This window comes from Phascolarctobacterium succinatutens CAG:287 (genome assembly GCF_000434895.1).
In the GTDB taxonomy this organism is placed as follows: domain Bacteria; phylum Bacillota; class Negativicutes; order Acidaminococcales; family Acidaminococcaceae; genus Phascolarctobacterium_A; species Phascolarctobacterium_A succinatutens_A.
Window position 1 is genome coordinate 25,339 of sequence record NZ_FR892777.1, and the last position, 25,412, is coordinate 50,750.

The 25,412-nt window shown below is 50.5% G+C and carries 20 protein-coding genes and 1 pseudogene; 4 read left to right on the forward strand and 17 right to left on the reverse strand.

The window, feature by feature from the left end; all coding sequences use genetic code 11:
* From BN587_RS11775 to mraZ, 10 genes and pseudogenes are all read right to left on the reverse strand, one after another.
* Positions 1-229 (reverse strand): annotated as a pseudogene (locus tag BN587_RS11775) (D-alanine--D-alanine ligase); the annotation flags it as partial.
* On the reverse strand, positions 219-1,613 hold the full coding sequence (gene murC / locus BN587_RS03705) for a UDP-N-acetylmuramate--L-alanine ligase (RefSeq protein WP_021719805.1): 1,395 nt from the start codon (positions 1,611-1,613) through the stop codon (positions 219-221). The pseudogene BN587_RS11775 and the gene murC, both read right to left, overlap by 11 nt.
* A gap of 13 nt (positions 1,614-1,626) precedes the next feature.
* Positions 1,627-2,730 (reverse strand): undecaprenyldiphospho-muramoylpentapeptide beta-N-acetylglucosaminyltransferase, encoded by a 1,104-nt coding sequence (gene murG, locus BN587_RS03710; protein WP_021719806.1) that lies wholly within the window; start codon positions 2,728-2,730, stop codon positions 1,627-1,629.
* Positions 2,727-4,100: a UDP-N-acetylmuramoyl-L-alanine--D-glutamate ligase gene (murD, locus tag BN587_RS03715; protein WP_021719807.1), complete on the reverse strand. Its 1,374-nt coding sequence runs from the start codon at positions 4,098-4,100 to the stop codon at positions 2,727-2,729. Before murD ends, murG begins: the two co-directional genes overlap by 4 nt.
* An 85-nt stretch (positions 4,101-4,185) precedes the next feature.
* Positions 4,186-5,148, reverse strand: coding sequence for a phospho-N-acetylmuramoyl-pentapeptide-transferase (gene mraY, locus BN587_RS03720; protein ID WP_021719808.1), 963 nt, complete (start codon positions 5,146-5,148; stop codon positions 4,186-4,188).
* Positions 5,149-5,172: 24 nt separating this feature from the next.
* The gene (locus tag BN587_RS03725; RefSeq protein ID WP_021719809.1) at positions 5,173-6,537 is read right to left on the reverse strand and encodes a UDP-N-acetylmuramoyl-tripeptide--D-alanyl-D-alanine ligase; all 1,365 of its coding nucleotides are present in this window, start codon (positions 6,535-6,537) and stop codon (positions 5,173-5,175) included.
* On the reverse strand, positions 6,531-8,018 hold the full coding sequence (locus BN587_RS03730; protein ID WP_021719810.1) for a UDP-N-acetylmuramoyl-L-alanyl-D-glutamate--2,6-diaminopimelate ligase: 1,488 nt from the start codon (positions 8,016-8,018) through the stop codon (positions 6,531-6,533). The genes BN587_RS03725 and BN587_RS03730 overlap by 7 nt, the downstream gene beginning before the upstream one ends.
* 165 nt (positions 8,019-8,183) lie before the next feature.
* Entirely contained in the window at positions 8,184-8,588 is a 405-nt protein-coding gene (locus tag BN587_RS03735; protein ID WP_021719811.1) for a septum formation initiator family protein, read from the reverse strand.
* 45 nt (positions 8,589-8,633) lie between these two features.
* The gene (gene rsmH, locus BN587_RS03740; RefSeq protein ID WP_021719812.1) at positions 8,634-9,566 is read right to left on the reverse strand and encodes a 16S rRNA (cytosine(1402)-N(4))-methyltransferase RsmH; all 933 of its coding nucleotides are present in this window, start codon (positions 9,564-9,566) and stop codon (positions 8,634-8,636) included.
* Positions 9,567-9,580: 14 nt separating this feature from the next.
* Complete coding sequence (gene mraZ, locus BN587_RS03745) at positions 9,581-10,012, reverse strand: division/cell wall cluster transcriptional repressor MraZ (RefSeq protein ID WP_021719813.1); 432 nt, start codon at positions 10,010-10,012, stop codon at positions 9,581-9,583.
* Between the two features lie 237 nt (positions 10,013-10,249).
* Here mraZ and BN587_RS03750 point away from each other — a divergent pair, with 237 nt between their 5' ends.
* Both BN587_RS03750 and BN587_RS03755 read left to right on the forward strand, forming a co-directional pair.
* Positions 10,250-10,459 (forward strand): DUF1858 domain-containing protein, encoded by a 210-nt coding sequence (locus BN587_RS03750; protein WP_021719814.1) that lies wholly within the window; start codon positions 10,250-10,252, stop codon positions 10,457-10,459.
* 115 nt (positions 10,460-10,574) lie between these two features.
* The gene (locus BN587_RS03755; protein ID WP_021719815.1) at positions 10,575-11,528 is read left to right on the forward strand and encodes an L-lactate dehydrogenase; all 954 of its coding nucleotides are present in this window, start codon (positions 10,575-10,577) and stop codon (positions 11,526-11,528) included.
* Between the two features lie 280 nt (positions 11,529-11,808).
* Here BN587_RS03755 and BN587_RS03760 read toward each other — a convergent pair whose 3' ends face one another.
* Together BN587_RS03760 and BN587_RS03765 are read right to left on the reverse strand one after the other, a co-directional pair.
* Complete coding sequence (locus tag BN587_RS03760) at positions 11,809-13,491, reverse strand: AAA family ATPase (protein WP_044484162.1); 1,683 nt, start codon at positions 13,489-13,491, stop codon at positions 11,809-11,811.
* Positions 13,492-13,721: 230 nt separating this feature from the next.
* Entirely contained in the window at positions 13,722-14,081 is a 360-nt protein-coding gene (locus tag BN587_RS03765) for a hypothetical protein (RefSeq protein ID WP_021719817.1), read from the reverse strand.
* Between the two features lie 397 nt (positions 14,082-14,478).
* On the opposite strand from BN587_RS03765, the gene BN587_RS03770 reads away from it, so the two are divergent.
* Both BN587_RS03770 and BN587_RS03775 read left to right on the forward strand, forming a co-directional pair.
* On the forward strand, positions 14,479-14,760 hold the full coding sequence (locus BN587_RS03770) for a hypothetical protein (protein ID WP_021719818.1): 282 nt from the start codon (positions 14,479-14,481) through the stop codon (positions 14,758-14,760).
* Positions 14,761-14,804: 44 nt separating this feature from the next.
* Entirely contained in the window at positions 14,805-17,591 is a 2,787-nt protein-coding gene (locus BN587_RS03775) for an autotransporter outer membrane beta-barrel domain-containing protein (protein ID WP_021719819.1), read from the forward strand.
* A 211-nt stretch (positions 17,592-17,802) separates the two neighbouring features.
* Here the strand turns inward: BN587_RS03775 and alaS are convergent, their stop codons facing one another.
* From alaS to BN587_RS11780, 5 genes are all read right to left on the reverse strand, one after another.
* Positions 17,803-20,424 (reverse strand): alanine--tRNA ligase, encoded by a 2,622-nt coding sequence (alaS, locus tag BN587_RS03780; protein ID WP_021719820.1) that lies wholly within the window; start codon positions 20,422-20,424, stop codon positions 17,803-17,805.
* Between the two features lie 214 nt (positions 20,425-20,638).
* Positions 20,639-22,354 carry an ABC transporter ATP-binding protein gene (locus BN587_RS03785; RefSeq protein WP_021719821.1) on the reverse strand — a complete coding sequence of 572 codons (1,716 nt, stop codon included), beginning with the start codon at positions 22,352-22,354 and terminating at the stop codon, positions 20,639-20,641.
* Positions 22,355-23,764, reverse strand: a complete 1,410-nt coding sequence (locus BN587_RS03790; protein WP_021719822.1) for an outer membrane protein assembly factor BamB family protein — start codon at positions 23,762-23,764, stop codon at positions 22,355-22,357.
* A complete protein-coding gene (locus BN587_RS03795; RefSeq protein WP_021719823.1) occupies positions 23,761-24,636 on the reverse strand; it encodes an energy-coupling factor transporter transmembrane component T family protein in 876 nt (291 codons plus the stop codon). Before BN587_RS03795 ends, BN587_RS03790 begins: the two co-directional genes overlap by 4 nt.
* Positions 24,605-25,412 (reverse strand): energy-coupling factor ABC transporter ATP-binding protein (locus BN587_RS11780; protein ID WP_044484164.1); only part of this gene is annotated, 808 nt, incomplete at its 5' end. The genes BN587_RS03795 and BN587_RS11780, both read right to left, overlap by 32 nt.

Genomic DNA, 25,412 nt, shown 5'->3' on the forward strand with positions numbered 1-25,412 from the left:
GGCGGCCATCTTCGCCGTACATGCCATGCACTGCATTAAATACTACCTTGGCATTCATTGCGCGCAGCTCGTTAATCAGATTAGCAGGCTCCAGCTCCAGCTCTTTGGCATTATAGCCCTTTTCGCGCAGCGCATTGGCGATAGCACCGCCGGTAACACGCGAAATTCCGGCCTCAGAGGAAGGACCGCCCAAAACAACAGCAACAACATCTTGCTTATTAATCTGCATTTCTTTCCAACTCCCTAACTAATTCTTCACCAATTTTAAATACATCACCGGCACCAATAGTCATAACAAGATCGCCGGCACGTACAACGCGCTCCAGATATTCTTCAGCCTTGGTCAGCTTGCCGATATACAGCACCTCCTGACCTGTCGCTGCCTTGATACCCTCAGCCAGATGCATGCTGCTCACACCGGGAATTGCTTCCTCGCTGGCTGCATAAATGTCTGTCAGGATCAGCTCATCACAATCCTTAAAGCATTCGCAGAACTCGGAGAACAGCAGCTTGGTGCGGGTATAACGATGCGGCTGGAACACGCACAGCAAACGTTCAGGCTTCGTCTGTCTGGCAGCCTTCAGCGTTACGCCGATTTCTGTCGGATGGTGGGCATAATCATCAACCACCCACACACCATTGACCTTGCCCTTGGTTTCAAAACGACGCTTAGCACCGCCAAACTTTTTCAGGGAAGCAAGAATCTGGTCGGTAGCAATGCCCATCTCGCGAGCAGCAGCAAAGGCACCCATAGAATTGAGCACATTATGTCTGCCAGGAACAACAAGATGTACCTCAGTCACAAATTCTCCCTTGTAGTAAAGCTTGTAGCTGGTGCCGCCAACACCGTAGGAAATGTCGCGGGCAATGTAGTCAGCACCCTCGCCCTCAACACCATAGGTAATGACCTCTTTATCAGTTTCGCCAGCCAGACGGCGCACCTTTGCATTGTCAAAGCAAAGAATCGCCTTGCCGCCCTCTTTGATATTGCCAACAAACTGCTTAAAGGCCTGATATATATTTTCTTCTGTACCATAATGGTCCAGATGGTCATCTTCAATATTAGTTACTACTGCCAGATACGGATACAGCTTGAGGAAGGAGCCGTCGCTCTCGTCTGCCTCCGCTACTACGAAACGGCCTGCGCCGTTGCGCGCGTTACCGCCCAGGCTGCTTACCTCGCCGCCGATGATGACAGTCGGGTCAATGCCGCTTTCGGCCGCAATGCAGGAAATCATCGCACTGGTAGTAGTTTTGCCATGTGCACCGGCAACAGCCACGCCGTCATCAGCATTCATAATTGCTGCCAGCACATCACTGCGGTGCAGCACAGGAATGCCGCGTCTGCGTGCCTCCACCAGCTCCGGATTATTCTGGTGAATCGCTGTAGAAATAACTACAGCCTCAGCATCGTCTACCTGGCTGGCAGCATGGCCCATATAAACCATAGCGCCCTCCTCCGCCAGATGTGCCGACATATGGCCGGCGTTCAGATCGGAGCCGCTCACATCATAGCCGCGCTTAATCAGGACATAAGCAATTGCGCTCATGCCGGCGCCGCCGATACCGATAAAATGTATGTTATGCAGGTTTGCTAATTTGTTTTCAGCCACTCGAGGCCCTCCCTTATTGTTTAGTCAAGGCCACAGCCTCTTTGGCTATAACCTCTGCAGCCTGCGGTCTGCCAAGCTTTTTGGCTGCCGCCTGCATTTGCTGCAATTCCTCCTCGTGCACTAATAAATGCTCGATAAATTCCAAAACGGTGTCGCCAGTCAGGTCCTTATCCAAAATAACCTTGGCTGCACCCTGCGCTTCTACCGCTCTGGCATTAAACTCCTGGTGATTTGCTGTAGCATACGGATAAGGCACCAAAAGCGACGGCACGCCCTTCGCCATCAGCTCCGCCAGGCCAATCGCTCCGGCGCGGAACACTGCCAGATCTGCGGCAGCCAGCGCCACCGGCATATTATGCAGATACGGCTTGATGATAATGTTATCAGCCACGCCGCCACGCTTTTTGATTTCGGCCATATAGGCTTCGTAGTTCACATCGCCAGTTGCATGGAGCACCTGTACCTCCGGTCTGCCGGAAAGTGCCAGCTCGGCCTCCAGCATAGCGTTGTTGATGGTGCGTGCACCGCGACTGCCGCCGCTGACAAGAATCGTCTTCTTTTTGGCGTCCAGCCCCAGCTCTTTAATAGCCTCCTCGCGCGTATGCTGCAATATTTCACTGCGGATAGGGTTGCCAGTATATTCCAGCTCTGCCTTGCCATGGAAATATTTGCGGCCTGCCTCATAGCCCAAAAATACCTTGCGTACATAGCGTGACAAAATCTTATTGGTCACACCGGGCATCGCATTCTGCTCCTGAATGCAGCAGGGAATCCCCTTCATCGCTGCTATAAAGACAACAGGACCGCAGACATAGCCGCCGGTGCCAATCACCAGGTCAGGCTTTTCGTCGCTGATGATTTTGTAGGCATCATAAAGGCCTGCAAAAAGCTTGGCCGCACTGCGCAGGGTGTCAAAGCTCAGACTGCGCTTAAAGCCTGCTACCTCAATGAACTGCAGCTTGTAGCCATAGCGGGGAATGATATCCTTCTCCAAGCCCTGCCTGGTGCCTACGAAGCTGACCTCCGCCTCAGGCTGCAGCTTTTTTATCTGGTCCGCAATGGTTAGGGCCGGATAAATGTGTCCGCCCGTACCGCCTCCGGAAAGAATTACCTTCACTTAACGTTACCTCCCTCCAGCTCGTGTACCAGCTTTTTAAAATAGTTACCACGCTCCGGATAATTATTAAACATATCGAAAGACGAGCAGGCCGGGGAAAGCAGCACTACCTGCGGCTTATGCGCCAGCGCATGCGCCTTGGCTACTGCGTCTTCAAAGCTGTCGGCCAGCACAATGTTCTGCACGCCGCAGGCAACAGCAGCATTGTGAAAGCGTTCTTTGGCTGCGCCAAGCAGAATCAGGGCATCCGTCTTTTCCTTCACCAGCTCCATCATCGGCTCCAGCGGTGTCAGCTTATCGTGACCGCCTGCCAGCAAAATGATGTGACCGTCCTTAAAGGCCTCCAGTGCCTTAATTGTAGAATCGGTGTTGGTAGCCTTGGAATCATTGTAATACGGTACGCCGTCAATCGTAGCAACGTATTCAATGCGGTGCTCAATGCTGCGGAAGTTACGCAGCACATCAGCCATATCGCTGATGCCAACACCGGCGAAGAAGCCACAGGCAATAGCTGCCAGCACGTTTTCTTCGTTGTGACCGCCGAACAGATGCAGCTCGCTGATATTGCAGACAGTTTTCTGCTTGCCGTCCCAGCTGATGATAAAATTACCATCCTGCATATAGATGCCCTGCTGCAGCTTTTCCTTACGGCTGAAGTAACACAGGCGGCCTTTAGTTTCCGCACCCCAGGTACGCACAATAGGATCATCGTAATTAAGCACCGTAACCTGCGCCTCACCCTGCTGACGGAAGATATTCTTCTTCGCCTCGCCGTAGGCCTCCATCGTATGATGGCGCTCCAGATGATCCGGAGTCAGGTTCAGCACTACTGCGATATCAGGGCAGAAGCTGCTGACTTTTTCCAGCTGGAAGCTGGAAAGCTCGGCAACAAGCCAGCCATCCTTTGGTAGATTCTCTACTTCCTTAGACAGCGCCAGGCCAATGTTGCCCCCCACAGCGGAAGGCACCGGCAGACGCTTGAGCATTTCGCCCACGATAGTAGTGGTAGTGGTTTTGCCGTTAGTACCGGTGATAGCGGCAATATGACCGCCGTACAGCCTGTAGCCCAGCTCTACCTCGCTGATGACCTCCAGTCCGCGCTGCTCTGCGAGCAGCACATTTGCGTTATCGCAGGCAATACCTGGAGAAAGCACCAGCACACCGGCAATATCCAGCAAATGCTCAAAGGCATCCTGCCCGATGGCCAGACCACCGCCAACGCTCTGCAAAAGCTTCAGCAGCTGCGGCTCAATAGTGCAGTCCATATCGTTATATAAATAAACCTGCTGCTTTCTGTCCGCCAGCACCTGCGCTGCGCCACGGCCGCTGATGCCAGCGCCGTAAACGATTACAGCATCCTTTTTAGTCATCAAAAACACCCTCTATTCATAAACATATGTAGGCTATAGCCATTTCAGCGCAAAAAAGCGCCAAAAGGATATAGCCGGAAAAATTTTATACAAATGCATTCAGCCACAGGCACAGGCCAATGACAGATAACAGGCAGCTTACTGCTGTAAACACACGCACAACCTTAACCTCGGCCCAGCCGCCCAGCTCAAAGTGATGGTGCAGCGGTGCCATACGGAAGATACGCTTGCCGCCGCTGAAGCGAAAGTAGGTAACCTGGATGATTACCGAAATCGCTTCGGCAACATAAATGCCGCCCACAACAACCAAAAGCAGCTCTGTGCGTGTCAAAAGTGCCAGCGCAGCTACAGCGCCGCCCAACGCCAGGGAACCGGTATCACCCATGAATACCTTGGCGGGATGACGGTTAAACAGTAAAAAGCCCAGACAGGCACCGGTCAGTCCCAAAGCAAAGCCACTCAGATCAAGCATACCCTGCATATAGGCGATGAAGGCAAAAACAAGCGTAACAGGCAGGCTGACAAAGGAAACCAGACCGTCCAGACCGTCAGTCAGGTTTACAGCGTTGGTCGTGCCCACCAAAAGCAGGAAGGCCAGCACATAATAACCCCAGCCTAAATCAATGACAGCATTGATACCGGGAACCCACAGCTCCGTATTGCGGATATGCGTTTCGGCGAAATATACATAGGCACCGGCCAGAATGAACTGCAGTAAGAATTTCTGCTTGGCAGTCAGGCCCAGATTACGCTTCATTACAACCTTGATGTAATCATCTATAAAGCCTATGACCGCATGGCCCACCGTCAGCACCAGGGCAATAATCACATGGGGAGTAAACTTGCCCCACAGCAAAGCCACTACCAGCGCCGCCAGCATCATCAGGCCGCCCATAGTCGGCGTGCCGCTTTTGGCCATATGGCTTGCCGGTCCGCATTCGCGAATGGATTGGCCAAACTTCAGCTTGTGCAGATAAGGAATCAGCACCGGGCCGATTAAGGCACACACGATAAACGCAGTCACAGGAATTCCGATTAATTTCAACATCTATTAAATCTCACTCTCTAAAGTTTACTTGAACAGCTCCAGCATCTTGTCAACCTGCATGGAATGGCTGCCCTTCAGCAGGATAATATCACCTGCGGAAGCCATCAGACGCAAAGCATCCGCTGCCTCCTGACGGTCAGCGCAATGCTTGCTCTTGCCGCCCAGCTTAGCAGCCTCGTCCGCAATATAAGCAGCCTGCGGGCCATAGGTCAGCACAAAGTCCACACCATTTTCTACAGCCCAGCGGCCCACGCGGCGATGAGCGTCCTCGCTGATAGCTCCCAGCTCCAGCATGTCAGCCAGCACAGCAATGGTGCGTGCCTTGCCATGTGCAGCCTTTTTGGCCTCCGCCAAGGTTTTCAGTGCCGCTTCCATAGAAGCAGGACTTGCATTATATGCGTCATTGATAAAGGTGATATCGCCGATATAAATTATTTCCTGACGGCTGCCGGTAAGACGGGCAGTTGCCAATGCCTGTGCACTGGCTGCCAGCGGCACACCATAGCAGTAAGCGCCGGCAATAGCGCTCAGCGCGTTGTAAACATTATGCTCGCCAATCAGCTGCAGGCTTACCTTCACAGCCTCACCCGTAGCCTTGTACGTGCAGGTAAAGGTAGTGCCTGCGCCACTGGTCACAATGTCGCTGCCGCGGAAGTCACAGTTTTCGCCCAGGCCGAAGTACACAACCTGCGCCTTCGTCTTGCCTGCTGCCGCCAGCACGTATTCATTGTCGCCGTTGAGCACGGCAAAGCCATCCTCCGGCAGATTAACTACAATCTCGCTCTTAGCCTTGCCGATATTTTCCATGCTGCCCAAAAGCTCCATATGGGTTTCACCCACGTTGGTAATCAGGCCGCTGTCAGGCTCTGCGATGCGGCACAGCTCAGCAATCTGACCCAGGCCGCGCATACCCATTTCCACAACGGCAATATCCGTATCCGACTGAATGCTCAGCAAGGTTTTCGGCAGACCGATTTCATTATTGAAGTTGCCCTGAGTTTTGACAACATTATATTTGCAGCTCAGACAGGCAGCCAGCAAATCCTTGGTAGAGGTTTTGCCGTTGGAGCCCGTAATAGCAAAAACCTTCAGTCCCTGCTTACGCAGACGGTAAGCATGCGCCAGCTGCTGGTAGGCAAGCAGTGTATCATCAACCATGAACACAGCAACACCCGCAGGCAGGCCACTAACCTCATGGGAAACAACAACGCCCGCAGCACCCAGCTCCACAGCCTTGGCACAATAATCGTGGCCGTCAAAATTATCGCCCTTCAGCGCTACAAACAATTCTCCCGGCTTCACCGCACGGGAATCGGTAGTTACGCCGCTAAACTCAAAATCTGCACAAACAGCCTTGGTGGCTGCTAAAACTTCACTGGCCTTCAGCATTTTTTATCACTCCAGTATTCCATTACAACTTCTTTATCGTCAAAGTGAATAGTTCTGTCCTTCAAAATCTGGTAATTTTCATGGCCCTTGCCGGCAATCAGAATTACATCATCGGCAGCAGCGTTGGCCAGCGCATAGCAGATAGCCTCATGTCTGTCGCTCAGACGGGTAACCTGCTTGCCTGCAGGCACATCCTGCAGCGCTGTAAAGATTTCGTCGATAATCAGCTCCGGATCCTCTGTACGCGGGTTATCGGAGGTAACGACAATATTATCAGCCAATTGCAGCGCCAATGCACCCATCAGCGGGCGCTTCTTGTTGTCGCGGTCGCCGCCGCAGCCGAACACCACCCACAGCTTGCCGCGGGTAATGGAGCGTGCAGTCTTCAGCACATTCTCCAGGCCGTCGGGAGTATGCGCATAGTCCACGATGACGGTATAAGGCTGACCTGCCTCAACCAGCTGGAAGCGTCCGGGAACGCCGTCAAAACCGTCGAGTACGGAGCAAATGATATCCTTATCAATCTTTTCAGCCAGCATTGCACCGATAACACCCATAACATTATACACGTTGAACTCGCCGGTAATCTTCAGCTCCAGGTCCATTTCGCCCACCGGAGTGTGCAGCAGCAGCTGCATATGCTTAGGTTCTACCGTAAAGCTCAGCGGATAGATATCATTATCATGACCTTCACCGTAGGTCAGCACGTTAGCCTTGGTACGCTCGCGGATAATCGCGGAGCTGGCGTCGTCCATGTTGAAGACAGCGTTTTTATTCGGCTTATCGCCGTCAGTCAGATGCTCAAAGAGCAGGCTCTTGGCATCACGATAATTTTCCATGGTTTTATGGAAGTCCAGGTGATCCTGGGTAATATTCGTCAGCACAGCGCAGTCATATTCAATGCCTGCAACACGCTTCAGTGCCAGCGCGTGGCTGGAAACCTCCATTACGCAGTAGTCGCAGCCGGCGCAGCACATAGCATACAGCGTCTTCTGCAGGTCAACTACGTCCGGAGTAGTGTTGTGAGATTCAGTAATCTCATCGTTAATCATGATATTGATGGTGCCAATCAGGCCCACCTTGTAGCCTGCCTTGCGCAGAATCAGGCGGATAATGTTAGTAGAGGTGGTTTTACCGTTAGTACCGGTCACGCCAATCATTCTCAGCTTGCGGCCGGGGTAATCATAAAAATACGGCGTTACCAGCTCCATCGCCTCGCGCGTATCAGCAACCTTTATCAGTGTAATGCCCTGCGGCACTTCCGCCGGCACATCTTCCACCAGCGCAGCAACAGCACCCTTTTCGGCAGCCATCGCCAAAAATTTATGTCCGTCTACAGTCGCGCCCTTCAGGCAGATAAAAAGGCTGCCAGCCACAACTGCACGGGAATCAGCAGTTACATCAGTAATTACTTTATCAGCACTGCCAAGGACCTCAGCCTGCGGCAGCAATGCAATGAGAGAAGCTAATTGCTTTTCCATTTATAAACCTCCTGTTTCAGCTTCTGCAGCATAACGGCAAAAGCATAAATTTCTTATAGATTTCTTGTACTGGAGAATTTAAATTGAAACGGCAGCCAAAAGGCTGCCTCCCAAAAACCCATTCAAATTATATCACAATATACAGTGAATGGCTATGTATATTTGTTATTTGGCAGCCAAAGAATTGCTGCTTTTTGCAGCCTCGCCAGCCTTAACATAGATGTTGCTGCGGGCAACGCTCATACCAAGGCGCTGCTCTGCCAGGCCGATAATACGCTCCGGACCTTTGAGCTGTTCAACCTCAATTCTCAGCTCGTTGTTCTGGTTAATCAGCTGCGCCTCCTGCTTCTGCAGGCTGACAAGCTCATTGCTGCACTGCACCATAGCCTCGCTGCGCAGAACCATAGCGAAATAAGCCACCATGACAACTGCCAGAATTTTGAACAGTCCACTGCGGATAAGTTTCATTTTATCAGGTTTACGTCTTCTGCGACGGACAGGCTGCGGGGCTTCGTACTGCTCAGCAGGCTGCTCTTGCCAGGCGTAATTGTCGTATTTTCTAGCAAGCATCAAAATCACCCTTCATCATACATCACATCTATCTTAATCTATCTGTCAAATCTTGATTGCGTAACGCAAGCGAGCACTGCGGCTGCGCGGATTCTCTTCAACCTCGGCCTTGGAGGGAACGATATTGCCGGTTTTACGCAGCTGCGGCTTTTTGCCGCACACGCATACAGGCAGCTGCGGCGGGCAGGTGCAGCCCTTGGCCAGCTTAGCAAAGGTCTGCTTGATAATTCTGTCCTCCAGCGAATGGAAGGTAATAACGCCGATACGGCCGCCGCTCTTTAAGCGGTCCACAGCTTTTTCCATCGTATCAGCCAGAATTCCCAGCTCATTGTTCACCTCAATGCGAATCGCCTGGAAGGTGCGCTTCGCCGGGTGCGGGCCGTCAAGCCTTGCTCCCTTGGGAATAGCCTTCTTGATTACATCAACCAGCTCAAAGGTAGTGGTCAGCGGTTTTTCCTTGCGTGCTGCCACAATAAACTGTGCGATACGCTTCGCCCAGCGCTCCTCGCCGTAACGGTGAATAATATCCGCCAGTTCTTCTTCCTTATAGTGGTTTACAATGTACTCTGCATCCAGACTTGCTTCTTTATTCATGCGCATATCCAGCGGGCCATCATGCATATATGAGAAACCACGCTCCGGCGTATCCAGTTGGTAGCTGGAAACGCCCAAATCAAAAAAGATACCGTCAATTTTATCAATGCCCATAGAATCCAATACCTGGGAAAAGTTTTCAAAATTAGACTTGGCAACAGCGGTTTTGCAGGCAAACTTGTTCAGCAAACGCGCAGAGCCTGCCGCAATCGCATCATCATCCTGGTCAATGCCAAGCATCAGGCCACCAGCCTCCAGCTGAGCGGCAAAGGCACTGGTGTGACCGGCACCGCCCATGGTGCAGTCCACATAAATACCATTTTTATCTGTAATCAAAAATTCCACGCTCTCTGCGAGCAGGATACTTGTATGCTTAAATTCCATAGCCAACACCAATCTTATATGCCTAAATCAGCAAGCTGCTCGGCAAGCTCGCTCACATCCTCAGCATTTTCTTCATTATATTTGTTCCAACGTCCGGCGTCCCAGATTTCAGCTCTGCTGCCAACGCCAACGATTACAGCATCCTTTTCCAGACCGGCGTGAGCACGCAGGTTTGCCGGCAGCAGCACCCTGCCCTGCTTATCGCATTCGCCCTCACAGGCACCGCCAAAGAGAAAACGGGTAAAATCACGCGCTGTTTTGCGGCTCATCGGCAAGGCGGACAGCTTTTGCTCCAGCTTCTGCCATTGCTCCATATCGTACACAAAAAGGCAGCCATCAAGACCCTTGGTGATGATAAACTTACCGCCCAGGCTTTCACGCAGCTTTGCAGGCATAGCAAGACGACCTTTGGCATCTATGGTATGTTCGTATTCACCCAAAAGCATAATGTCGCCCCCTTTTCACCCACATTACACCACTTTTCTCCATTATATCGTTTATCAGCCGTAAACGCAAGTATTTCACAGCTTAATGTAAAAAAATAATTAAAAAAATGTGAAGTCTGTCAAGCTTTTTTTGCAAAAAATTTTCTTTAATAAATTTGGCTTTTAGAGATACAAATGATATAATGAGTAAGTACGGATTATGTGTACAATTTTTATTAAAAGAAGGAGATTTATACGATGATTACTAAAGATACCGGCATTATTGAAGCCGTTCAAAACCATCCTGAAATCATGGAGGTTTTCGCTGAATATGGTCTGGGCTGCATCGGCTGCATGGCTGCTCATTTCGAAACCATCGGTCAGGGCGCTGGCGCTCACGGCATTGATGTTGATGCTCTTATCGAAGATATCAATAAGGTTATTGCCGAAGCAGAAGCAAACAAATAAAATAGCTAAGCGGGATAAATACTGCACCGGCATATTTATCGCCGCATAAAAAATGAGGGAACTATCTCCAGCACAAGTGGGGACGGTTCCCTGTTTTCATAAGGAGGCTTTGGTTATGTTAAAAACTCGTAAGGTTGTAATTGTCGGAGCCGGTCACGTCGGCTCCCATGTTGCTTTAGCTCTTATCCAATCCGGTGAGGCTGACGATATTGTGCTCATTGATATTCTCAAGGAAAAGGCTGCCGCACAGGCGCTGGACTTAGATGACGGCGTCAGCGGCGCACTTTGCGGCCGTGACGCCAAAATCCGCGCCGGTGAATACAGCGAGTTGAACGATGCAGATATTCTGGTAATGGCCTTCGGCCGCAGCCGCCGTCCCGGCGAAACTCGTCTGGATATGTTTGACGATTCCATTAAAATGGCCAACGAGGTTATCAGCCACCTGAAGCAGGTTGACTTCAAGGGTATTATGATCAGCATTTCTAATCCGGCAGACATCATCTGCGAGCATATCCGCCGCAAGATGAACTGGGAGCCGCAGCGCTGCTTCTGCACCGGCACCAGCCTTGAAAGCTACCGCCTGCTGCGCGTGCTCAGCGCCGCTACAGGCTACAGCCGCAAATCTATTCAGGCCTTCTGCATGGGCGAGCATGGTAATTCCAGCTTTGTTGTCTGGTCTGCCATCCGCATCGGCAGCAAGAGCTTTGCCCAGCTGCGCGCTGAACGTCCGGCGCTGGCTGCCCTCAGTCTGGACGATTTGCAGCTGCAGGTTAAAAGAGCCGGCGACATTGAAGTCGACGGCAAGGGCTGCACGGAATTCGGCATTGCCAACGCTGCCTGCATGCTGATTAAAGCCATCTTCCATGACGAAAAGCTGATTTGGCCCTGCTCCACCGTACTTAGCGGCGAATATGGCCAGAAGGACGTAGCTGCAGGTGTTCCCTGCGTAATCGGCAAAAACGGTATTGAAGAGATTTTAGAGCTGCCACTGACGGAAGAAGAGCAGGCTAAGTTCACCGCTTCCTGCGACATTCTGCGCGTATTCCTGGAGAGAGCTGCAAGCCTGTAAGGCGCTGCGCCACACGCCCCCTTCCGCCTCGCTTCGCTCGGCACCTTCCCCAAGGGGCAGGCAAGACTAATAGCTTTTCGCTAAACTTCATTAGCACATTCTTGGTTCCCCCTCGGGGGACAAGGTGAATTGCCAGAAGGGCAAGAGAAGGCGCCCTGGGGCGACTGTCGCGATAGCGACTAAAGGGGGGGTGCATGCATAGCAGCTGAGTGCTTGGAACAACTTAGCAAGACTACATACCAAAAGCCGCCTTTGCAGGCGGCTTTTTTTGCTGTAAAATCTAATTCGTCTTCAACTCAACCCTCTTATTGGCAAACGCAATACCGTATTTGTGTATAACACTTACGCCCAATGAACGCAACTCAGTATCATACTTCTTTTCTTCAATCTGGTCGAACGCAACCTGCGCCAGCTTGCTCAAAGCACAATCATCGTCCTTTGCTTCACCTGCTTTTATTTCAATAATAATCCCTGGCATACCTGCGTTTTTAGGAATAAGCTGAATATCATATCTGCCAGTTCCACTTTCTCTATTGGAGCGGATAAAGTGAGTATATTCAAATATAGTTATAAGCCCCAGCATCAGACCATGATAATAGCTTTCCCTAAGCCCGTCATAATAGCTGATTGTCTGCATCATAAATCTTCCCAGCGTCTCTTTGATGACAGCACTATCCTTATTTAATAAAGCATCTCTTAAATCCGTTACCGTCATATCACCGACTTCCGCTATCAGCAAACTAATAATTTCCTTACGGTAGATTGTGCGTATCTCCTTATTGGGAATATTAAGCCGACATAAATGCTCTCCGTCTTCGTTAAGTATCATTTCCGTTGCTTTCAGGTAACCCGTCATCAGAAGAAAACCAAGAATATCTGTCTGAGGCCCCTTAAGCTCAGGATAAATAATATTCGTTTTGATTACAGAGCTTACCTGCCCGTTTTCTTTAAGCAATTCGTGAAGATTCCTATAAGTTGCTTCATTGTACTTCTTCAGTATTTCATGAATAATAGTATTCTCCGAAGTCTGGCTCCAATACGGGATAGCCTTACAGCTGCTTGATATATAATTAATCACCGACCACGGATTATAGATTTCAGTGCTGCCAAACCTATAACCATCATACCAGCTTTTGATTTCTGCCAGCTTTTCAGTTACATTATAATACTGCGTTATAATCTTGACCTCACCCTCAGTGAATCCAAAATAAGCACTAAAAGTATCATCAAGTACAGAATCAACGCGAATATTATTCAAACCGCTGAAGATACTTTCTTTAGCGACACGCAGGATACCCGTCATAATGCTCATAGTTATATAAGGATTATCCTTCAAGGCAGCCGAAAAGAAATTTCTGATAAACCTAATAGCTTCATTATAGTAATTATTGACGAAGCCTTCCTGGATAGGAGTATCGTACTCGTCAATGATTATCACAGGAGCCTTTTTGTAATACTGATAAAGCATTCTGCTGAGAATCTGCAGGCTGAGCATATAATCTGCTTTATTAGCATTTTTATTGACTATTTTTTCGTAAAAATCCTTGTCTTGTTGGGATATCTCATTACCAGCCTGCAATTCCGGGTGTCTTGCATACTCGGAGCTGATAATCATTTTCAACAGTTCATATGCTGTTTCCCAATCTTGCGCCTTTATATCCTTCAACGACAAAAAGATAACAGGATATTGCCCTTGCTGCTGCCTATAGCTTTCGCCCTGCTGCCAGATTGCTTTATCCTTGAAATAGCTGCTGGTATCTACGTCTGTTTTCTCAAAGAAAGTACGGAGCATATCCATGTTCAAGGTCTTGCCAAAACGCCTCGGACGCGTAAAAAGAATGTTGCTCACCTTTTCATCAAGCAGGTCCTTTATAAGCAACGTCTTGTCGACATAATAATTTTCCCGGCAGATTCTTTTGAAGTCAGTAGTGCCGACAGGAAGCGGCAGTCTTGTCTGTTGCATGAGAATTCCCCTTTCTTTGCTTCTTTCTATATTATACCATCTTTTAGCGCCTGCGACCATTTCCCCTGTCGATATAATTCTACACGCCATCTTTTATGTTCCTAGCTGTATAACATAAAAACACCCCCAATACCGTGCACATGGTATCGGGGGCAAAAATCAATCACATAGCCTCACTACATTCTTTCTTAATTCACACTACAAAGGCATGGGCATCCACCCCAACACCCTCAATAAGCATCCAGCCCATTGCGTGCGCCGCCAACAACACGCACATTGCTCACATTAAACGCCGCCTTCAGCACCGGCAAATACTTGCCAATCAGCTCCGTGCGCACGCGCTCATCACCAGCGACAAGCAAAAGTGCATCCTCGCCCAGGTTAATATTCAGCAGCGAATTGATCAGACGCTCAAACGCAGGCTCAGACATCGCCTTCTTCAAAGCCGTCAGCCCTGGCATAACCTGCGGTTTTTCCTTAGCCATGCGCACCTCAAGTGCCTCAAACGGCACCTCAAACAGCTTATCATTGCTTGCGCCCACAAAGCTTTCATTCAAAGAACCGCTAACGCCAACAAAATCTTCTGCCATAATAAAAACCCCCTTTATATATGCACACGCGAGGCCAACGCCCCGTTCATAATAAAAACATCTGCTAATATGAATTTATCACAAAATGGATTGCCTGTCAAAAAATACATAGTAAAAATATTGCTCGCCACCTTCGCTGTACCTGCGATTCTCTTATGTATATAATAAAAACTTTACCTGTTTATTATTAAATATAGCAAATACTACAAAACAGCACTGCGTTCATAGCCTTTAACTCATAAATATTTTACAAAAATTTTACTTGCTATTAACAATCAAGCCTTGTATTCTATTAATCAAGCGAATTAAGTAACTAAAGTAAGTGAATTTATTAGGGCAAACTTACCATGACTTTATTAGTGTATTTATGAAAATTAGGAGGGGGAATACAAACAGTATGAAGAATTATTTACATCAACGGAGCAAAAGCCTGCTAGCTTTTGCTGTCGGACTGACCATTTTATCTTCATCCTTCGCAGGAGAAGTGTCCGCAGCCGAATGCTACTACTACGGCAGTGATTTGGCTACTGATGATAGCACCACTACCTGGGACGATGAAACCCAAACCGCAACATTACATGCGGACAGAAGTATAGATCGTGCCTTTAACTATTCCTACAACTTCGGCTCACAATCTCATACCGAAGGGCAATTTGTATCTTCAATCCATATACTGTAGCCGGAGCAACAGGCAAGGAAAAGCTTACGCTCTACGGCGATATTATGTCCGTAACGCACAACAATGTGACAGTCAAAAACCTGGATACATTGCAAATCACCAACGGTACCTACGGATTAGACGCCAGCTTCGGCAACGACCGTGGTCCCGTCTTCACAAACCCAAATAATAATGGCGGCATTCACCTCAGCAACATCAAAACCGTTGATATCTCCGGCACTGTCAGCGCTATCTACAGTGACGCTATGGCCAAAGTAGAGCTCAAAGACATCGACAACCTTAACCTGACAAGCAACATTAAGCGCGTTGCTGATTATGGTAAATACCTCACTGCGACCGAAGACAATACCATCTACTGCGACTATGGCAGCCTTGTTGATATCAGCGCTAAAAATACAACAATTACCTCTACAGGTCAAGCCATCACTGCTGCCGCACACAATGCAGCATATATCAACGGATTAGAAAATGCCTCCTGGGAAACTGATTTTCCCTTGCCCGTAATCAACATTAAAAGCGATACCCTCACTATTGCTGCCGCTACCAGTGGTCCAACCGCTACCGCCGTTTACAGTGATGCCGGCGCCACCATCAACCTTGGCAGTGCTGATAAGAAAATCAAGCAGCTCACCTTTGTGCAAGACGCCGGCGCCAACATGGACCTGTACAGTGACGGCTACATCTACGAAGAGAAAAATGCTACCAACTATGACAGATATAGCGACAGCATCGCCGCGGGCAAAACGGCTGATGACTACATCCTGCATCAATCGCAAATCAATGTCTATGCTGCATATGCCGAATTCAACGCCAATACAAACGCCATCAACGCCCGCAAGAACGCATTGATTAACGTGCATGCTGATAACTCTGTTATCAACAACAATTACGGCAACCTTGCTACAGTAAGCTCCAGCGGCGGCTCCACCGTAACCATCGAAGGCGATAACCTGACCATCACCAACCGTAACACCCACTACCTCAAGGATGGCAATGTAATCGACGCCAAGGACGCTAAAGTAGCAATTGGCAGCGGTGGCGTAGTCAATCCCTCCCGCCAGGACTTGGTAGAAGATTACGGCGGCACCGTTGATAATGCAGGCGACATTATCATCAACGCTAATAAAAAGCTTACTGTCGACGGCAATATTATTATTGATGCTAAACCTGCCACAGCAGCAGGCAATAGTATCAGCATCAACAAGGATAACACCACCGCGCTCGTAAACATTTCCGGTGACATCTACACCAACAACAGTAACGAAGTGAACCTCACCTTGGGCGATGGCAGCGCTGCAGGCCAGAATGGCAACGCTACCGGCAGACAGGCTAGCCGCTCCACGCTGACCGGTGCAATTTTAGACGCAGCCTCCACTGCTGAAAACTTCAGCTTCAGTGACACCAGCTTTTCAACCAAAGGCACCAACCTCAACATGAAGGACGCTACCTGGAATGTCACTGCAGAAAGTGACGCGACAACTGTAGACATGGCTGGCAGCAGCATCATCAACCTCGCACATGACCATGGCTTCCAAAAGCTCAAAATCAACAATCTTAGCGGCAGCGGCACCATCAAAATGGATTACGATGACAGCCAGACCAGCACCGACGGTTCTACTGCCGACAAGCTGTTCATCAATAACCACAGCGGCACGCATTGCCTGTACCTCAACGAGGTGACCGGCGCAACTTCCCTGACTGGCAACGCTAAAGATACCGTACTGGTGAGCGTAGTCAACGAAAGCGGCGACTTCAAGGCTGCCTCCGACGACAACCTCACCTGGAACATCTACGCCTTAAACAAGAAGGATAGCGCTACGGAAGGCTATACCACCGACTGGTATCTGACGAAGAATACCAACCCCACACCTTCTACCCAAGGTCCCACCCGCGCCGAGGCTGCCACCCTCAAGGCCTACAATATGAGCTACTACCTGTGGCGTGACCAGAGCGAGCGTCTCACCAAGCGCCTGGGCATCACCTGCTTTGACGAAGAGCGTGCAGGCGTGTGGACCAGGATGAGCAATTCTTCCATCAGCGGCAGCGGTATTTTCGGCAGCGATGCCAAGGTCAAAACCTACACCATCGGCTACGACTTCAAGCATAATTCGGACGAGCAGCTGACTACGGCAGACGCTAAAAAAACGCGTGACTTCAGCGGCCTCGCCTTCACCTATATCAAAGGCAGCAGCAGCATGAACGGCTATCAGGTCAGCGACGCACTGCAGGTTGCCGGCGGTCGCAGTGACATCCGCGGCGGCGCCCTCACTGCCTACCACACGCACACCTCCCAATCCGGCTCCTACGCTGACTATGTTCTCCGCTACAGCTCTTATGACAACGACTTCAAGCTGGACGGCGTCAATGGCAGCGCCAAAAGCCACGGCCTTCAGGCAAGTGCGGAATATGGCTGCCGCCTGGAAAATGACCACGGTCTCTTTGTAACACCCAACGCACAGCTGACGCTGGGACGCTTGTATAACAAAGCCTTCACTACCTCCAACGGCGCGCATGTAGCCAATGACCATCTGAACAGCGCTATCCTCAGCATGGGCGTGGACGTTGGTCAAACACTTGGCGACCAAAGCCAGGTTTATGCCAAGGTGCGCTACAACACCGAGCTTGGCGACAGCGTCAGCGCTGCCTTCTACCAGGGTGATGCCAGCGCCTTCTGCAATGGCGACAGCAACGGCAGCTGGTGGGAATACGGCTTGGGCTTTGACCTCAAGGCTGGCCACGCCAGCCACCTCTTTATGGACGCTGAACGCGCTGGCGGCAGCGGCTTCAGCAAGGACTGGTCCTGGCGCATCGGCGCACGCTTCGACTTCTAAGCGCTAACCTTTTTTAACAGCTTATCCGCTACGCTAAGCATAGCTTCTGCTGACAGCTCATCTGTCAGCAAGCTATTAGCGGACAGCATGAAAGCATCATAATTACATAAAAACCTAACTGCATAAACACAAAAAAAACTGACGAAGCAAAATTGCCTCGTCAGTTTTATTTTTAGGTAATATCTAATTCAACGTCTGCTAAACGAAGTAATTATTTCACCATAGCAGCAACGATATCAAAAGCAGCTGCAAGTGCTTCGTCAACCTTAGCTACGTCCTTAGCACCGGCCTGTGCCATATCAGGACGACCGCCGCCGCCACCGCCGCACAGCTTAGCAACAGCCTTAACGATGTTGCCCGCATGTACGCCTTTAGCAACAGCATCCTTAGTAGCCATGGTCAGAATGCTTACCTTCTCGCCCATAACAGCAGCCAGTACAACAACGCCGCCTACCTTATCGCGCATCTGGTCGCCCAGGTTACGCAGAGCGTCAACGCTGTCAGCATTAACCTTCTGTACCAGAACAGGAACGCCGTTAGCATCCTTAATTTGGTCAGCAACATTGCTTACCTGAGCCTTAGCGATTTCTGCAGCCAGCTCTTCGGCCTTCTTCTGCGCTGCCTTCAGCTCGCATTGCAGAGCCTCCAGACGAGTCGGAACGTCGCAGGAGCGGCATTTCAGCTCAGCAGCCAGACCGTTCACCATTTCCTCGGTAGCGTTTACATGAGCCACAGCACCATGACCGGTAACAGCCTCAATACGGCGCACGCCTGCACCGCTGGAGCCTTCGCTCACGATTTTGAACATACCGATTTGTGCGGTATTGCTTACATGGCTGCCGCCGCAGAACTCCATAGAGAAGTCCGGAACGGTAACAACGCGAACAATATTGCCATATTTTTCACCGAAGAGAGCGGTAGCACCCTTCTTCTTAGCTTCCTCAATCGGCAGCTCTTCAATATTAACAGCCTTGCCAGCCAGAACCTGCTCGTTGACAATAGCCTCTACTTTCTTCAGCTCCTCAGCGGTAACCTGAGAGAAGTGGGAGAAGTCAAAACGCAGACGGTCCGGACCAACATAGCTGCCGGCCTGGTTAACATGGGCACCCAGAACCTGTTTCAGAGCAGCGTGCAGCAGATGGGTTGCGGTATGGTTACGCGCGATATCCATCTTGCGTGCCTTGTCCACAGCAAAGGTAACAGCGTCGCCTACAGCAACAGTGCCTTCGGTTACGGAACCGATCATAATAACAGCGCTGTCAGGCAGCTTCTTGGTAACATTTACAGCAATCACACCGGTCGGAGCGGTAATAGTACCGATATCGCCCAGCTGGCCGCCGCCCTCAGCATGGAAAGCGGTAACGTCGCAGATAACAGCAACATCAGTGCCGTCAGCAGCGTTTTCAATCGGCTGTGCGTCATGCGCAGGATACATCTTCACAATCTTAGCTTCGGTTGCAGCCTCGTCAACCTTCAGTTCGGCAACATTAATGCCGCTGGTGTTATAAACAACCGGACGGCCTTCTTTATCGTTGCGTGCTTCACGCGCCATCTTACGCTGAACCTCCAGCGCAGCGTCGAAGCCTTCTTTATCCATAGTCATGCCTGCTTCTTCCAGGATTTCTTCAGTGAGTTCCCAGGGGAAGCCAAAGGTATCGTTCAGCTTGAAGGCAGTTGCACCGTCAAGCACGGTCTTGTTTGCAGCCTTCAGCTTTTCAATCTCCTCGTTCAGCAGCTCGCAGCCCTGTTTCAGAGTGCGCAGGAAGCTGGTTTCTTCCATTTCCACAACCTTTTTGATGAAGTCAGCCTTCTCTACCAGGTTGGGGTAAGCGTGACCGAACATGCCGATAACAACGTCAACAGCACCGGTCAGGAACATCTCGTTGATGCCCAGCAGACGAGCGTGACGGATAGCACGGCGCAGGATGCGGCGCAGTACATAGCCACGGCCTTCGTTGGACGGCAGGATACCATCGCCGATCATAAATGTCATGCTGCGTACATGGTCAGCGATAACCTTCAGGGAAACGTCGGTAGCCTTGTCCTTGCCATATTCAACATTAGCAATCTTAGCTGCATATTCAATAATCGGGAAAATCAGGTCAGTTTCAAAGTTGGACGGCTTGCCTTGAACAACACTTGCCAGACGCTCTAAGCCGGCGCCGGTGTCGATGTTCTTGTTTTTCAGCGGCGGGTAGGTGCCATCCGGCATCTGGTTGAACTGGGTGAATACCAGGTTCCAGATTTCCAGGAAACGGTCACAATCACAGCCGGGGCCGCAGGTCGGTTTGCCACAGCCGCGTTCAGGACCGAGGTCGATGTGGATTTCGGAGTCAGGGCCGCACGGACCGCTGCCGATTTCCCACCAGTTATCTGCCAGGCGTACAATGTGGTCTTCAGGAACACCTACAACATTGTGCCAGATATCAAAAGCTTCATCATCCTCAGTGTGGATGGTGATGTACAGCTTATCAGCAGGCAGGCCAAGCTCCTCGGTCAGGAACTCCCAGCTCCAGGGGATAACCTCTTTTTTGAAGTAATCGCCAAAGGAGAAGTTGCCCAGCATTTCAAAATAGGTATGGTGGCGCGCAGTGCGGCCAACGTTTTCAATATCACCGGTACGCACGCATTTTTGGCAGGTGGTGATACGGGTAGCAGGCGGTTTCATTTTGCCGGTGAAAAACGGCTTAAAGGGTGCCATGCCAGCACCGATAATCAGCAGAGTCGGGTCATCCTGAGGAATCAGGGAAGCACTCGGAAGCATAAGGTGGCCTCTATCTTGGAAAAATTTCAAAAACTTTTCGCGGATTTCGTTACCAGTCATGTATTTCATAGTAGTTCATTCGCTCCTTCGAAAAATAATACTGCATTACTGCGGAAAATGCCGCAGCAAACAAAGATTGCATATAAAAAAATTATATAATTTTTGCCTGTGAATGTCAATAAGCGCAAAGCTCCGCAAGTGTATACATAGCATAAAAAACGGAGCAATTATCTGCCCGAAAGGCAATTTAACTGCTCCGTCTGCTTAAATTTAATTTTTAAGCTTAATCCTGCTCATCCAGCTCATACAAGCGCTTATAAATGCCATCCAAAGCCATAAGCTCCTTGTGTGTGCCGATTTCCGCAATTTCGCCGTTATGCAGCACCACAATTCTGTCAGCGTTGATAATCGTCGACAAACGATGTGCGATAATCAGCGTAGTGCGGCTTTCAGCCAGCTTGTCCAGGGATTTCTGAATCTGCTTTTCCGTTTTGGTATCCAGCGCACTCGTCGCTTCGTCAAACACCATCACCGGCGGATTCTTCAGGAAGGCACGGGCAATAGCAATACGCTGCTTCTGGCCGCCGCTCAGCTTCACGCCTCGCTCACCCACCTTGGTTTCGTAACCCTCAGGCAGCGCGCTGATAAAATCATCAGCAGCCGCCAGCTTGGCAGCCTGTTCAATCTCCTGCTCGCTCGCATTAATCTTGCCGTAAGCAATATTAAAGTTTACAGAATCGCTGAAGAGAAAAACTTCCTGCTGCACCAGGCCTACATGGTTGCGCAAATAGCTCTGTTTATACTTTCTGATATCCACGCCGTCAAGCAGTACTCTGCCCTGCGTAGGCTCGTAAAAACGCAGCAGCAGGCTTGCCAGCGTTGTCTTGCCTGCACCCGTAGCACCCACAAAGGCCACCTTTTCACCGGGAGCGATGTCCAGGTCAAAATGCTTCAGCACCGGCTTATCCTGCAGATAGCCAAAGGTTACATTCTCAAAGGTAATGCGTCCCTTAATATTACCTGCAGCAATCGCATCAGGTGCATCGTCAATCTCCACCTTATGCTGCATCATCTCATTAAAGCGGTGATAGCCGGCCATACCGCGCTGGTACATTTCCGTAAACATCAGCAGACGGAAAACAGGCTTCATAAAGATATTAACATAAAGGAAGAAGGCAACAAAATCGCTGAGCGCCAGCTGGTCATTGGCAACCATCATACCACCGCAAACCAAAACTACCAGATTGGTTGCGTTGGTAAAAAAGGTAATAGTTCCCGAAAAATATGAAAGTATCGCAAATGATTCGGTACGCACACGCAAAAGCTCATTACTCTTGCGCATAAAGCGCTCCAGCTCCAGCTGTTCATTAGCAAAGGCCTTCACCAGACGGATACCGCTCAGAGCCTCCTCTGCCTGCGCGGAAACCTCACCGGATTTTTCACGGCTGCGGCGGAAGGCACGCTTCATCTTTCTGTTGACGAAAACAGAATGCACCGCCTTAATAATCAGCATAGCACCGATAATAGAGCCAAGATACGGATTCAGATACAGCATCATAAAAATAGTACCCAGCATACTGATGGTGCAGACAAGAAGGTCATTAGGTCCTTTAAATGTCAGCTCGCTGATTTCCACGATATCGCTTGTAATGCGCGACAGCAGCTGTCCTGTACGGGCATTATCAAAAAAGCGGAAGGACATTTTTTCCATATGTCCGAACAAATCGCGACGCATATCGTTCTCAATGCCGGAACTCATCACATGACCATAATAGTTGATAGAAAAAAGCAGACCGAAGTTTACAACATATAAGGCTAAAAGTATCCCAGCCCAGTAAAGCAGCTCGTCAATATTCTTTTGAGGAATCTGAACATTAAGCATCTGCCTTACGATATAAGGGAACAGCAGCTCCATTAAGGCCGAGAAGCATGAGCCCATCAGCACCAAAAGCAAAATCAGCTTATAGGGCTTATAATAATGAATTATTTTTTGCAACATTTACTTTGCTCCTCCTGCGTTATTTTTCCAGATATGTAAACGGTAAGCACCGATAATCTTGCCATCGGGAGTCAGTGCCGGCGCTTCCACGCCTGCCAGCCACTGTCCGTCAGGCGAAATACCAATTGCCTGGCAAGGTCCTTCGGTCGGGAAATAGCTGTACCTTTTGCCTGTTTCCAGGTCCAGCACCAATGCTCCGTGCGCCTTGTAATTGTGCGTGCGCACATTGCGCCCCACCGCGCAGGCCGCCAGCCTGCCGGCGAAGGCTATTTCCTCCATCGTACCGTCTGCCATATACTGATAGCGGAAGGTACCATCTGTATTGAATACAAAAATACTGTTATTGCTCGGGTGCTCTACCGGCGTCGGCAGCTGCCAATTTTCACGGTTAAAGGTGTTAATCGTGGTAAAGAGCACGCCGTAGGGTGTTACAAAGCCATCGCGTCCGCTGGCGTTGACATAAGCGCCGTCAACCTGCTGCGGCTTGGAAATGGAACGTGTCCACAGGATTTTGCCTGCCTCATCAAACAAGATGCCGCGTCCGTCACTGGCTCCTGCTGCCAGATATTTGCCGTCCGCGCTGTAGTTGGGGCTGCCGCGCATAACTGTGTTATCAAAGGGCGGAATCGGCGGCACATTCGTCGAATTGAGCAGCTCGCCGGTTCTTTTATCGAGGAAGTACATTGTATCCTTATACTTCATATCCTCGCGGTAATCGTAGGCAGATGTAGAAAAAACAGCTCTGCCGTTGTTATCATTGACATCGCACCAGTTTATCCAGCTGTCGATAACCTCGTTCTTGGGAAACTGCCACAGCAGCCTGCCCTCCTCGTTAACCGCCAGCATCCTGGCATTATAGCCTCTGCTGCCGTCCTTGCGCATCAAAAAGCGGTAGGCATTGGCATAAACGTTGTTTTCCTTATCGACTGCAATATGCACCACTGAAGGATAGGAACGCTGCGAAGCATCGGAGCCAACGAAATCAGCACTCTTGTACTGCCAGCGGATATCGCCTGTGTGCACATCAACGGCGTAAAGCCTGCCCTCCGCGCTCTGCTCGCCTACTATCGCCAGCTTGCCGTCAGGCGTCAGACACAGCGCAATCAGCTTGCCGACGCCCAGGGAGCGCTTCCATTTCTGGCGTCCCTCGTTGTCGAAGAGGAAGAGCTCGCCGCGCTCCGTTCCGACAATCCAGCCTTCTTCCTCAGCGGCGTAGCGCACCACCGCCTTCGTAAAGCCCATGCGGTCATAATTCTGTGTCGGGATATCACCCAGATAAACGCTCACGCCAGAGCCGTCGTTATTAACATGAAACTGGTTCCATGGCGTTCTGCTGCCGGTAATCCAGTACAGTGCGCACCAGGAAAGCAGCAGCAGCACAAGTGCCAGCCAGCCTTTAAGCTTATTCATAGATATAGCACCGTCCAATCATAGATTTGGCGGAATACGCCAAAGTAGAAGCCCTGCTCCGACAGCAGGTAAATAATTTTACTGCCAACAACTGCCACCACTACTGCAAACAGCAGTAGGCAGCTTGCCTTTTCGCGTGCATCCCACTGTTGGTGTCGCTTTGCGGCACCGCCTGAGAAAAAGCCGCGGCTCACAACCGAAAGCGCCAGCGTCTGCGCACGCCTCAGGCAGCGCGCCAAAAGTGGCTTGGCGATATACGGCAAATGACGCAGAACGGCAGTGCGTCCGCTCTGGCTGTCACTGCGCAGCTGCAGCGCTGTGATAACCTCGCCTGTTTCTGCTGCCAGTACCGGCAAAAAGCGAATTGCCGTCACCAGCATGAACGCCATTTGCGGCGGCAAGCGCCAGGCCAGCAATGCCTGCAGCAGCTGTCGCGGGTCACTCGTCCAGCAGACCAAAAGTCCCAGTGCCAGCATGCTGGCGCTGCGCAAGCCCTGAACCGCGCCGTACAAAATACCCTCACGGTAGATGAAAAGTCCGCCCGTAAGCTGGCCGATGAAGCCTGCCTCCGGAGCAATCAGCACGAAAAGCGGTGTACGCGGTGTCTGCGCAAAAAACAGCGCCTGGCTGAACATGGAACCCCACAGGCCCAAGAGCAGCAGAATCGCCATCACCTTCCATTTGTAGATAGAAGTTTTTGCTGCCAGATGCAGTATTAAGGTAAACGTAAATAAAATAAAGAGTGTCCGCGGATTATCCACGGTAATCATCAGAATAGCAAAGAGGAAGAGGAACAGCAGCTTAGTACGCCCGTTGAGCTTCTGTGCCCAACCTGCTGCATCAGTGCCTTCCCACAGCTGTCTTACGGACATAACGCTTCACCCCCTCTACCGTGATGCAGGGAGGAAGCCCCGCCTGCTCGCACACCGGCAGCAGCGCTGACGGTGTAAGACCGCCGGCCTCCACCAGCTCCTTATTGCTCAAAACCTCTTCTGTCGGGCCGTCGGCAATAATCTGCCCCGCACACAAAACAATTACACGGTCGGCCACCTGTGCCGCCAGCTCCATATCATGCGTACAGATGAAAATGCTGCCCCCCTGCTCCTTATAAGCCAAAAGCAGACGGCGGATTTCCGCCAGACTCTGTTCATCCTGTCCTGTCGTAGGCTCGTCCAAAAGCAGCAGCGCAGGCTTCTTCGCCAGCATAGCGCCCAAAACAACGCGCAAACGCTGTCCCTTGCTCAATGCCAACGGGAAATCATCGGCATATTCCGCCAGATTCATATGCTTCAGAAGCAGCTGCAGCTCCTCCTGCGTAATCGTGTGGTTCTTCCAGCACAGCTCCTCGCGTACTGTGTCTGCCAAAAGCATCAGATCAGGCTCCTGCCGCAGGTAGCCGATTTTTCCCAGCTGCTTGTCGACCGGTTTTCCCTGCAGCAGTATGCTTCCCCGCTGCGTCTGCGTCAGGCCGCCCAAAAGGTTCATCAGCGTGCTTTTTCCGGCGCCGTTAAAGCCCATGATTGCGGTAATCTGCCCCTGGTAAAGCGTAAACTGCAGCTTCTTCAGCGTCGGCTCCTTGCTGCCGGGATAGGTGTAATACAAATCGCGCGCTTCGAGAAGAGGCTTCTGCTGCCCTGCAGGCTGGGGC

Coding starts and splice junctions, on each gene's coding strand:
- murD (WP_021719807.1), bottom strand. CDS start 4,100: ATGACTAAAAAGGATGCTGTAATCGTTTACGGCGCTGGCATCAGCGGC.
- mraY (WP_021719808.1), bottom strand. CDS start 5,148: ATGTTGAAATTAATCGGAATTCCTGTGACTGCGTTTATCGTGTGTGCC.
- BN587_RS03725 (WP_021719809.1), bottom strand. CDS start 6,537: ATGCTGAAGGCCAGTGAAGTTTTAGCAGCCACCAAGGCTGTTTGTGCA.
- BN587_RS03730 (WP_021719810.1), bottom strand. CDS start 8,018: ATGGAAAAGCAATTAGCTTCTCTCATTGCATTGCTGCCGCAGGCTGAG.
- BN587_RS03735 (WP_021719811.1), bottom strand. CDS start 8,588: ATGCTTGCTAGAAAATACGACAATTACGCCTGGCAAGAGCAGCCTGCT.
- rsmH (WP_021719812.1), bottom strand. CDS start 9,566: ATGGAATTTAAGCATACAAGTATCCTGCTCGCAGAGAGCGTGGAATTT.
- mraZ (WP_021719813.1), bottom strand. CDS start 10,012: ATGCTTTTGGGTGAATACGAACATACCATAGATGCCAAAGGTCGTCTT.
- BN587_RS03750 (WP_021719814.1), top strand. CDS start 10,250: ATGATTACTAAAGATACCGGCATTATTGAAGCCGTTCAAAACCATCCT.
- BN587_RS03755 (WP_021719815.1), top strand. CDS start 10,575: ATGTTAAAAACTCGTAAGGTTGTAATTGTCGGAGCCGGTCACGTCGGC.
- BN587_RS03760 (WP_044484162.1), bottom strand. CDS start 13,491: ATGCAACAGACAAGACTGCCGCTTCCTGTCGGCACTACTGACTTCAAA.
- BN587_RS03765 (WP_021719817.1), bottom strand. CDS start 14,081: ATGGCAGAAGATTTTGTTGGCGTTAGCGGTTCTTTGAATGAAAGCTTT.
- BN587_RS03770 (WP_021719818.1), top strand. CDS start 14,479: ATGAAGAATTATTTACATCAACGGAGCAAAAGCCTGCTAGCTTTTGCT.
- BN587_RS03775 (WP_021719819.1), top strand. CDS start 14,805: ATGTCCGTAACGCACAACAATGTGACAGTCAAAAACCTGGATACATTG.
- alaS (WP_021719820.1), bottom strand. CDS start 20,424: ATGAAATACATGACTGGTAACGAAATCCGCGAAAAGTTTTTGAAATTT.
- BN587_RS03785 (WP_021719821.1), bottom strand. CDS start 22,354: ATGTTGCAAAAAATAATTCATTATTATAAGCCCTATAAGCTGATTTTG.
- BN587_RS03790 (WP_021719822.1), bottom strand. CDS start 23,764: ATGAATAAGCTTAAAGGCTGGCTGGCACTTGTGCTGCTGCTGCTTTCC.
- BN587_RS03795 (WP_021719823.1), bottom strand. CDS start 24,636: ATGTCCGTAAGACAGCTGTGGGAAGGCACTGATGCAGCAGGTTGGGCA.